At 28.3% G+C, this 11177-nt stretch carries 8 protein-coding genes; 7 read left to right on the plus strand and 1 reads right to left on the minus strand.

Features of this window, described 5'->3' with window-relative positions; translation table 11 throughout:
• The first annotated feature begins 144 nt into the window (after positions 1-144).
• The 7 genes from Q0138_RS05525 to Q0138_RS05555 all read left to right on the plus strand — a co-directional run bounded on the left by Q0138_RS05525 (position 145) and on the right by Q0138_RS05555 (position 10271).
• Positions 145-663 carry a DUF367 family protein gene (locus Q0138_RS05525; RefSeq protein ID WP_297981875.1) on the plus strand — a complete coding sequence of 173 codons (519 nt, stop codon included), beginning with the start codon at positions 145-147 and terminating at the stop codon, positions 661-663.
• A 357-nt stretch (positions 664-1020) separates the two neighbouring features.
• Positions 1021-1167, plus strand: a complete 147-nt coding sequence (locus Q0138_RS05530; RefSeq protein WP_297981877.1) for a 50S ribosomal protein L40e — start codon at positions 1021-1023, stop codon at positions 1165-1167.
• A 573-nt stretch (positions 1168-1740) separates the two neighbouring features.
• Positions 1741-2490, plus strand: a complete 750-nt coding sequence (locus Q0138_RS05535; RefSeq protein WP_297981879.1) for a geranylgeranylglyceryl/heptaprenylglyceryl phosphate synthase — start codon at positions 1741-1743, stop codon at positions 2488-2490.
• A 355-nt stretch (positions 2491-2845) separates the two neighbouring features.
• Complete coding sequence (locus Q0138_RS05540) at positions 2846-4159, plus strand: DNA double-strand break repair nuclease NurA (RefSeq protein ID WP_297981882.1); 1314 nt, start codon at positions 2846-2848, stop codon at positions 4157-4159.
• Between the two features lie 161 nt (positions 4160-4320).
• Positions 4321-5829, plus strand: coding sequence for an ATP-binding protein (locus Q0138_RS05545; RefSeq protein WP_297981884.1), 1509 nt, complete (start codon positions 4321-4323; stop codon positions 5827-5829).
• A 144-nt stretch (positions 5830-5973) separates the two neighbouring features.
• Positions 5974-7458, plus strand: coding sequence for a DNA repair exonuclease (locus tag Q0138_RS05550; RefSeq protein WP_297981886.1), 1485 nt, complete (start codon positions 5974-5976; stop codon positions 7456-7458).
• Positions 7455-10271, plus strand: a complete 2817-nt coding sequence (locus tag Q0138_RS05555; RefSeq protein ID WP_297981888.1) for an SMC family ATPase — start codon at positions 7455-7457, stop codon at positions 10269-10271. Before Q0138_RS05550 ends, Q0138_RS05555 begins: the two co-directional genes overlap by 4 nt.
• Positions 10272-10470: 199 nt before the next feature.
• Here the strand turns inward: Q0138_RS05555 and Q0138_RS05560 are convergent, their stop codons facing one another.
• Positions 10471-10908 carry a nuclease gene (locus Q0138_RS05560; RefSeq protein WP_297981890.1) on the minus strand — a complete coding sequence of 146 codons (438 nt, stop codon included), beginning with the start codon at positions 10906-10908 and terminating at the stop codon, positions 10471-10473.
• Positions 10909-11177 lie beyond the last annotated feature (269 nt).

Consider the following 11177-nt stretch of genomic DNA (forward strand, 5'->3'; position numbering starts at 1 on the left):
TTTTAATAGTAAATTTTAATTTATTTTAATAGTAAATTTTAATTTATTTTAATAGTAATTTTAATAGCAATTTAATAAATTAATTGTATTTTTAATTAATTTCAAGTAGTAATTTAATTATTTATTGAATATTTTGTGGTTTTTATGAAAGTAACAGTTTTTCATGCAAATGAATGTGATAAAAAGAAATGCACTGCATATAAAATGGAAAAGCAGGGAAAATGTAAACTCGTTTATAAGATTCATCAGATTCCTAGAGGTGCTGTTGTATTAAATCCTTTTGCAGAAAAAGCGGTTTCTTATGAGGATAAGGGTCTTGTTGAGGATAAGGGAATTGTTGGGCTTGACTGTTCATGGAACAAGGTTTCAAAGTCTGCAAGTTTCTTTAGCTTGTCCAAATATCATAGGTCTCTTCCTTTTCTTATAGCTGCAAATCCTGTTAACTTTGGAAAACCATGTATACTGTCAACAAATGAGGCTATTGCAGCTACATTCTATATCACTGGCTTTAAGGATGAAGCAAATCATATTATGGATGGTTTTAAATGGGGACATTCATTTATAGAGATGAACTATGATCTTCTTGAAAGTTACAGCTCTGTCAAGACCAGTGAGGAAGTTGTTAAAATCCAGAATGAGTTTTTGGATGCTCATCAAAAATAGAATTATTTAAAATCAATAATTTTGATTTGAAAAAATATTGAAAAAAATAATATTTTATGAATCAATTTTTTTTTAAAAGTCAAAATTATTTTATTTTTGCTATTAAGTTAATAATTTTATTCTTTTTTCTAATTTTTTTATGATTTTATTCTTAATTATAAATAATAAAGGAAAAAATAACCTAACATTTAAATACTATTAAAATCATAATATTTATTAATAGTTATGACTACATAAGATTTGTTATCATAATTTATTCTTTTAAAACTTTTATTATGAATTCTGATGAAGCTTTTCATGAATTTTTATTTAAGTTATATTGATCAATTAATTTAATTAGCGATGGAGGATATTAGAATGGCAAGATTTGAAGAAGCAGAAAATAGAATGTTTAATGTAAAAATCTGTTTAAAATGTAACGCACGTAATCCTGCTGGAGCTTCTACTTGTAGAAAATGTGGTTACAAAGGTTTAAGATTCAAAGCAAAAGAACCTAGAGGATAGATTCGCTCTATCTTTTTAAACTTAAAAAGGGAATTTTATATTCTCTTTAAATTTTTACTATTTTTATATAAATTTACAAAAATAATTATTCTATTTTTATTCAATTACTAATTTTTATACTATTTTTTATCATTTTATTCTTGTTTTTAGATTTTTTTCATTATTTTTATAGTATTTTTTATCATTTTATTCTTGTTTTTAGATTTTTTTTCATTATTTTTATAGTATTTTTATAGTATTTTTATACTATTTTTATACTATTTTCAATACAGTTTTAAGTAATTTTTATTAACTTAGTTAATATCTTATTTATCTAAAAATAATGGATTTTATTAATTTAAATTAAGATTTAATCGAATTGGAATATTTTTTTTATTTTTTAGACGCAATTTATAAATTTTTTAAGTTTATTTTGCTTTATATCATATTAAAGATATGATTTTTAATCAAAAAATTAATAAAAATTTTAAATACTACTAAAATACATATAATAATATAATAAGTTTAAAAAACTTTTTTTAAATAATTTAATAATATTTAATAAATTTTAATAATTAATTTCTGTGTGATTTTATGGAAAATGTTGAAGTGCATATTAAGGAAATTTTAAAAAATCGTAAAGTTCATTTAACATTAATTGATCCTGATGAACAAGACCCTGACGAGGCTGTTCAAATTGCTAAAGAGGCTATTGCAGGAGGCAGTGACGGAATTATGGTAGGAGGTTCCACTGTAGACACTGCAGCATTGGATGGAACATGTAAGGCTTTATCTGAAAATATAGAAGAACCTATCATTTTATTCCCTGGAAACATTAATGGTGCAAGCAAATATGCAGATGCTATTTTCTTCATGAGTTATTTAAATTCCAACAATCCTTACTGGATCATTGGTGCTCAAGCATTGGCTGCACCAACAGTTAATAAAACAGGAATTGAAAAAATCCCTATGGGTTATGTTGTTGCTGAACCTGGCGGAACTGTTGGTTGGGTTGGAGATGCTAAATTAATTCCAAGAAATAAGCCTAAAATCCCTGCAATTTATGCAATGGCTGCTGAAAACCTTGGAATGAGATATTTCTATATTGAAGCAGGTTCTGGAGCAGATCAACCAATTCCTCCTGAAATGGTTGCTTATACCAAAAGAGCTACCCAAGACATGGTTCTTGTTATAGGTGGAGGAATCCGTGACGCTAAGGCCGCTTACACTGCAGCTAAGGCCGGAGCAGATGTAATTGTTACTGGAACTGTTGTTGAAGAAACCTCTGATGTTAAAGGAAAAATTCAAGAAATAGTTGCAGGAATTAGAAAAGCTTCTGAATAGTTTTTCTAATTATTATTCTTTTTTAACTTTTTTTATCAATTCATTTTCTTTTTTAATTTTTGTTTCTTAAAAACTATTTTTTACTCTTTTTTTTTATTAGTTTTTTTTATATTTTATTCTTTTTTTAGTTTTTTTTATTAGTTTTCAAATGCTCTCTTTTAGTTTATAAATGATTAAGTTTATATATTATCTTAAGTTATTAATAGTAAATTGAATAAAATTATTATTGAAAAACATTTCAATGATTTTTAAAAATGTTTTTATGATTTAATTTTTCAGTTAATTAAATTAATTGAACTATTTAAATTAAATATCGTTGGAAATAAAATTTAAAATATTATTTAAAGGTTTTATCATGTTGGATTCGTTATATACAGAAGCTATAAAAAAGAAGGGCTTAATTTCAGAACCAATTAAAGAGATTGAAGAGTCTAAAATTGATTTGGAATCTAATTGGTTTGATGAGGAAATACCTCTTTTAGACAATAAGCCAATTATTTCAGCAGGAGATGGAAGTTATAATAAAAAGAAATATCTTGCATTTAATTTCTATGCAGTGGCTGCAGAGTCCTTGATTTTCAATCCTAATGAAACGGGTGGAGAAAAATTAAAAACAATTGAATCGGTTGAATTAAACATTACTGAGCATCATAACTATTTGGAAGAAAGATTAAGAAATATGATGAGTGTTCTTGAGAAAAAAACAGCGATAAAAACCTTTAAAGAATATGATATTGATTATTATCTCGATGACGGATCTCTTATGGGAGATTTGATAAGGCCTATACCTGCAGACAAGTCTCTTTCTCCCGAATTTAAACAATATCTTATAAATCAGGTAAAAGACGTGATTGAGGATGATATTGAAAATTCTGATGAAATAAGATTGATTGATTTTAAGAATGAATTTAAGAACATTTTCCAACAGAATATTAGTTTTTCTTCTAAATCAGAGGCTAAATCTGAAGATAATGAACTTTCCGAGGATAATTCTGGAAATGATTTAAAATCTGATGTAAATAACAATTCCATTGATTCTTCAGGTAATCAGAAAATTGAAGAGAGTATTGACAAAAATCAAAGTACATTGGAAAGTTTTTTACTTGCCGAAACTCAATCTGAAGAAGAAAATAAGGATGAAAAGAACTTGGAAAATGAGCAATTGGATGAAGCTGATTTAATAAGCTTTTTGGAAACAATTGAAAATCTTATTGCACTAAAACATCTTTTAAAATACAAGAGAAAGATTGTTGCAATTTCAAAGACATCATCTTCAAATGGTCTCTTTCATGCAAATATTCCTGATATGGCAATATTGGACCGCTTTACAAGTAAGGAAGGTTTTTCAAAACCATATTATAGGAAAGTCTCAAGTAAGGTTAAAAGGGATTTCCCAATTGGAAATGAATTCTTCAGAGAATTGACATTTACGATTTTCTTTGCAAGGCTAAAGGACAATAAAAATATTATTAAAATTGAATTACCCTATTATGCTAAAGAGGAAGATATTAAAAGGGTTTTAAGTGATATAAAAAGAGATTCAACTGATGGTTATCCATTTTTACTTAAAAAGGCTCATCATGATGTTGTTATAACTAATCAGGATATGGTTAGCTTATCAAACATTATTGGATTTTTGGACAAGTCAGGTAGGGAAATGTTGAATTAGAATTAAGTTATTAATGAGTATATTAAGTGTTGAATTAGAATTAGTTATTTATGATTAAATTAATTGTTGAATTAGAATTAAGTTATTTATGATTATTTAAGTCTTGAATTAGAATTAAAGTTTATTGTGTAATTAAATTAAAATAATAAGGATGTTTAAAGATGATAGGAAGATGTGTAGGCGAAACTTCACTTGTAGAAGTGAGTTTCATTTCAAAAGAGATGCCTCAGGTAGGCCAATATGTTACATTGGAATATGATAACAAGATTATTCTTGGAATGATTGAATCAATGGTTCGCGGTAGCGTTTCACTAAATAACGAAATATATGATCCGGATGTTATTGAAAAGATACGTGAAATTGAAGGGGATGACTATTACATTAAGGGAAAGGTAAGCATTCTTGGAGATGTAAATGACAATCTAAAGATTCCCCGCACTCCTGCACCTCCTGGAACTCCTATTTACATTGCCGATTCAGACATCCTTGATAAGATTTTTGAAGTCAATAATGCTTTGGAAATTGGTCATTTGATTAATCAGGAAGATGTGGCTGTAGGTGTGGATATAAACAAGATGGTTTCACGTCATTTGGCAATTTTGGCTATGACCGGTGCTGGTAAGTCCAATACAGTTTCTGTAATCATTGATGGACTATTAAAATATGACGGTTGCATGCTTATATTTGATATGCATTCAGAATATGTTGATGCTGAATTTACAAACGGTAATGTGAATGTTATTGAACCAATAATAAACCCTCAGCATATGGAATTTACTGAAATGAAAAAACTTGCTTCAATTCCATCAAATGCTCCACTGCAAGAGAGATACTTTAGAAGGGCATTCAATGAGGCAAAAAAATTGGTGGAAGAGGGAACTGCACCTTCAAGTGATTTCATTGAGGTTTTACGAACAATCTTGAGTGCTTGGTATGATGATGAGGACAATGACAGTTCAACCAGAAAGACCATTATGGATGTATTGAATAAGATTGAGGACTTAAGCATAAAATATGATAGGTTATTAAATACCAATGTAGGAGATATTTTAGCCAAATTAAAACCTGGAATGGCAAATGTTCTTGATTTGGGTCAAGTAGATGAAAACACTGCTGAAGTATTGGTTGCACATATTCTTAGAAAGTCATTAAGAAGCAGAAAGGATTATGTAAGAAACAAGAACATGAATGCATTGTCTTTTCCTGTTTTCTTCATTGTTGAAGAGGCTCACATTTTAGCTCCTCAAAATAGAAGTCCTGATTCAAAATACTGGATTACACGTATTGCAAGGGAAGGTCGTAAGTTTGGTTTAGGTCTTTGTTTGGTTAGCCAATCACCTAAATCCGTTGATGCTGAAACCTTGTCACAGGCTAATAACATGATTATTCTACGTCTTGTTGAACCAAAGGATCAAAAGCATGTCCAAACAGCAAGCGAAAACCTTAGTGAGGATTTGGTAAAGCAATTGCCTTCCCTGAATATTGGTGAGGCATTGGTTTTAGGGCTTATGACTAAGGTTCCAACACTTGTTAAAATCAATGAATTCAAGGGCCGTCAACGTGGAGGGGACTTGAATATTATTGAACAGTGGAGTCAATTCAAGAAAGATGAAAAAAAGGAATTGGAAAGAGAACAACAGGAATTAGATGATTTAGGTTTAAATTATTAATTTTAAAAATTTAATTAAATAATTTTTATCTGATGTTTTAAAAATGAAAAAAATTTTATTTATTTGCTTAATTTAAGTTTAAAATATAAAAATCTTGATTAAAATATTATAAAAACGCTATAAAAACAATAATGGGGGTAAAATATGCGATTTGCACATTTGGCAGACAGTCATTTAGGTTATAGACAATATGGTCTATTGGAACGTGAAGAGGATTTTTATAAGGTATTTGAAAAAACAATAGACAAGATAATAGACAGTGAAGTTGATTTTGTAGTTCATAGCGGAGACCTGTTTGACAATTCAAGACCTAGTATAAATGCATTACTTTGTTTTCAGAATGGTTTGGCCAGATTGAAAGAAGCTAAGATTCCAATCTATGCCATTGCCGGAAACCATGATACTGTTTTAAGAAAAGGGGCTTTGCCGCCTCAAAAGCTATTTGAAAAATGGGGTTTAAATGTTATAAGTCAAAATAATCCCTGCTATAATTATGGGGGGGTCTTGATTTGCGGAGTTCCATTTTTGCCTAAAACTCAAAGAAGAAATCTCTTGCAAAGATATGAATACCTTGCAGCCAAGGCAAATGACGGAATAAAAAGCATTTTCCTATCCCACCAAGGTATAGATAAATTTTTAAATTTTGAGGATGATTATGGGGAGACTGCCTATGAAGTAAGCATAGATGAATTGCCTAAAAATTTCGATTATTATGCAATGGGACACATTCACAATTATATCAATCAGGAATTCGGCAAGGGAAGATTGGTTTATCCTGGATCCATGGAAATATGGAAGGCTGATGAATATAAGAACTATTTAAAGCATGGAAAAGGATTTTGTATAGTTGATTTGAATACGGAAATTCCTGAAGTTGAAAGGGTAACTGTGGATTTGCCTAGAAAATTCCTTAGGGAATATATTGACTATAATGAATTGGACAGCAAATTGGCTTTTATTAGGAAAGAGCTTCAAGATTTGGATGAAAAACCTATCTTGGATTTGGAAATTGGAAATGCTAACTTTAATCCTTCAGAAGTTTATGACAAGATTTATGCAGCATTAAATGATTTAACTTTAATGATTAGGCCTAAATATCACCAAAAGGATTCTGGAGTAAAACTTGAGGGTATTAAGGCCGGAACCATAAATCCAAGGGCTATGTTGGTTGAGGCCCTTAATGAAAAGTATAATAATCAAGAGATAAATCATTTGTCAATCGATCTATTGGATAGTTTATCTAAAAATAATATTGAAAATGCTAAAGCAATCTCTGATACCTATTATGATGAAAACTATCAATTTGGTGAATCCGATAAAACTAAGATAAATGATTCTGATAATGGTGATGAGTCTGATTTTGTATCATTGAATGATTTTACAAATGATTCTGATGAAGAATCAAGTACAGCATCCTTAAATGAAGATGATGAATTCAGTTTAAATGAAGAATATGATTCTAATGTAGAATTCAGTTTAAATGAAGAAAACGAATCTGATTATGAATTCAGTTTAAATGAATCAATCGAATCTAAAAATCTTGAGGAATATCCTGATTCTAATGAAAAGAAAGAAAATAAAAAGTCCAAAACTTTTACTTTAGATGATTTTAGTGGAGGGGGAAAATGATATTTAAAAAATTAAGATTACAAAACTTCCGTTCTCATATAAATACTGAAATTGACTTTAATTCAGGCATAACTATTATTGTAGGTGAAAATGGGGCTGGAAAATCAAGCATTTTGGAAGGAATAAGTTATGCATTATTCAAGGATTCTGATGTAAAGCAGGAAGATTTGGTAAGAACCAATAAAAACAGTTCTGAAAAAATTGTAATGACAGTGGAGTTGGCCTTTGAACAGGATGGTGATGAATACAAGGTCATTCGTGAGAAAAAAGGTTCAACAAATAAATCAACCTTGTTTAGAAGAACCTCAACTGAGGAAAGATTTGCAACCATTGCCTCTGGAAACAAAAATGTTGATGATGAAATAGTGTCCATCATAAAGATGAATAAGGATTTATTTAGAAATGCAATATATGTCAAGCAGGGAGAGATTGCAAATTTGGTAGCCAAAACTTCTACAGAAAGAAAAAAACTCATTACAAGATTGTTGAATATTACTGAATTGCAGAATGCATGGACTGAATTTCCAAAGATTCTTAATGATTATAATCTTAGACAATCAGAATTAAGTGGAAAAATATCCGATGTTGATATTGATAAGCAATTAAAGGATAAGGAAATTGAATTGCACACCTTTAATGAAAATTTAAAAAATGCTTTGGCTGAAAAAGAAGGTTTAAAGGAGCAATATGAAAAAGTTTCAAAGGATAAGGCCAATCTGGATGAGGAAAAACATAATTTTGACTTATTGAAAAATAATTTGGAAAATGAGAAAAATAATTTAACTGTGTTGTATGATGATAAAAAGAATTTATGTAATCAATTAAGTAAAATTCTTCAAAATGAAAAGGAAATGGAACTTTTAGAACCCTATGTGGAAAAATTAACTATCTACAGGAGTTTTAAGGATGTCAGAACTAAATACCTTTCATTGGAAAGTGATGAAAGAAAGTTAAATGAATCTATTGAACAGATTGAAAGCAATGAAAAAATCATTGCTGATGAAATGGAAAATTATGAGAAATACAATTTGCTGGAAAAAGAAGTTAAGAAATTGGAGGATAAAAAGTCTGAAAAGGTATCTGAATTAAAGATTTTAAAATCAAAAAATGATGCTAAAATTGAAAATGAAATTAAACTGAAATCCTCAAATGATGAATTAAAGGCTTTTTCCAATGATGTTAATGAAGTATTATCTGAATTTGATGATGAGTTTTTAAATAAGTTTGATTTAAAAGGGACATTTGATAATAATATGGGGTCTGATTTGGAAATTAGTTCAGTTGAATCATTGGATAAGTTAAAAGACTTTATTTCTTTATTTAGACAAAATATTCGTGAATTAATTTCTGATGAGGGGGAAAAGATCAAATCCTTGGAACTTGAAAACTCTAAACTAATGCAGGAAATCGAAGCCTCAAGAGAACCATTGGAAGAGATTCAAAAGGTGGACAATAAATGTCCTACATGCCAATCTGAAATCACTCCTCAAAAAAAGGAGGATTTAATCAATTCCTATAAAAATACAATTAATGGAAATGACTTAAAAATCATGGAAAATAAAAAAAGAATTCGTTCCATTAATGAAAATAAGGAAATATTGAATCTTAAATATGAATCCTTGGAAGACATTGAGAAAAAAATCTTTGCAAACAAGCATATCTTTTCAAGAATTGAAGAATTGAATAGGAAAATTTCTCAATTGGCTGCTGAATTGGAGTCCTGCAAAAGCCTTAAGGAGCAGTTGAATCAATTAAATGACTCAATAGAAGAAAAGATTAATCTTCGCAAATCCTTGGAAGAAAATTTCACCAGATACAACAATGCTCAAGCTGCATTGAAAATCTTAGGTGAAAAGGATAAGCTTAAAGACAAATTATATCCTATTTCAGGAGAAAAAAACAGTGCCTATGAAGAGATTAAAAATTACATTAGCAAGGATTCCTATCTTTCAATTGAAATTGATGAAAATGAGTTAAATGAAAAGATTAAAGAGTTTAGTTCAAAATCAGATAAATATAATCAGCTAACTGGTTCCATTAAAAACAAAAAGGAAGTTCAGGAAAAATATTCTGCCAAAAAAGAGGAAATTCTTAAAAAAGAAGCATTGATTGAAGAGATTAATGGAAAAATTAAAAATTCAGAATATGATAAGGAAAAATATGATCAAATTCTTCATTTGGAAAATAGAAGCTATGAAAAGGTCAAAAATAATATGGGTATTATTGGTGAGTTAAACGGTAAGATTAGTCAAATTGAACCTTCAATTACTGAATTAAGAAATAAAAAAGAACAAATGAAAATTTATAAGGAAGAATTAAAGAATTTAACAGATTATATTGATTTGCTTGAAAATATCCGACAATTATATAGTAAGGATGGTATTCAGGGGGAATTGAGAAAAATTACTAAACCTATTATTCAAAGCAATACAAAGGCTTTCTTTGAGAAATTCAACTTTAATTTTTCCGATTTAATCATTTCAGAGGATTATGATATTTTTGTTTATGGTCCGGAAGGTGAAGCAAATCTGAATATGGTAAGTGGTGGTGAAAAAATCGCCATTGCTCTTGCACTAAGATTAGGAATTACTCAGGCATTATCAAATGGAAACATTGATTCCATTCTTTTGGATGAACCTACAATTCACTTGGATGATCTTCGTATTAATGAATTAGCTGACTTATTGCGTAATATGCAGATTATTCCTCAAATGATTATTGTAACTCATGATGAAGGGCTTGAAAGCTCTGCAGACACCTTGATTAAGGTTAAAAAAGAGAATGGTATTTCATCTGTTGAAATTGAACATTAGTAAAAAAAGTAAATTAAATTCTTGAAAACAAGAATTTAATTATTTTATTTTTTTTTAAAAGATAAATTTGTCTGTTTTTTTTTAATTTTATTTAAATTTTGTTTTTATTTTTTTTTAAAAAGACAAATTAGCTTTTTTTTAATTTTATTTAAATTTTGTTTTTATTTTTTTATTTTAGTTAATAATTGTTTTTCTTATTTTATTCTTCTTTTCCCATTGCATCACAAGGGCTTTCCCAATCATATTCTCCTCTAACAACTGTTTGAATAGCATCAACCATACAATTAGCATTCCATCCAACAACAGTTGTAGCCTTTTCTTCTAGATTTTCAGGAACAAGTTCCATTCCATAAGGACGTACGAGAATAATTGGAATATCAAATTCTTCAGCCTTATTAACTAAAACATCAATTGATTCCTTATTGTCCTTGTAAAGCCCAGATAATATAATGATTACATCAACCTTTTCAAAGAAATTTTCACCAAAAGGAGCATAATCCCTTGCTAATGATTCGGTCCATAAGAACTCCGGTTTGGTGTATAATCTTTCGGTAAAGAACTTGTATTGATTTTCCTCATCAATTCCGCGTGAAATAATTAAGTTATAAATTTTATTGTCCTGTTCTTCTTCAAACATGATTTTACCTCTTAATATAATTTATTTTTATATAAATCAATAAATGTAATTTAAATAAATATTTGCTTTTCTTATTTAATATCTATTTTTATAAATTATAAATATAACTATTGTTATAAATTCATTTTATAAAAAATAATGGATTTTGATAAATAAAAATAATAAATTAATTTATAAAAATTAAAAAATAAATAAAAAATAAATAAAAAAATTAATTATTTATTTAAATATGGGATAATTTTTTTTTATTTTACTTAATTTTTATTCTT

Source organism: uncultured Methanobrevibacter sp., from assembly GCF_937906425.1.
Taxonomy (GTDB): Archaea; Methanobacteriota; Methanobacteria; order Methanobacteriales; family Methanobacteriaceae; genus Methanobrevibacter.